General features: G+C 67.3%; 1 pseudogene. It reads right to left on the bottom strand.

Annotated elements, in window-relative coordinates:
• Window positions 1-202, bottom strand: a pseudogene (locus D1646_RS22210) (hypothetical protein); the annotation flags it as partial.

Below are 202 nucleotides of genomic sequence, written 5' to 3'. Positions count from 1 at the left end.
GGGGCTGTTGGGGTCCAGGCTGCCGGAAATGACCCCCTGCTCCCTGGCCCACTGGAGGGGGACGGCGTAGTACTCGCCGCCGCTCACCTTGCCGGAAGGCTCCGGGGAACCATAAGCCCGCCAGAGGAAGGTCAAAATCTGTGCCTGGGCGCAGGTGGAGTTGGGGGAGAATTTACCCGCGCCCGTCCCGGCGGTGATGCCA

Origin of the sequence: Pseudoflavonifractor sp. 60 (assembly GCF_009911645.1) — a bacterium.
GTDB lineage: Bacteria > Bacillota > Clostridia > Oscillospirales > Oscillospiraceae > Lawsonibacter.
The sequence above is the reverse complement of the archived record's forward strand: the minus strand, read 5'-3'. Positions and strand labels throughout refer to the sequence as shown.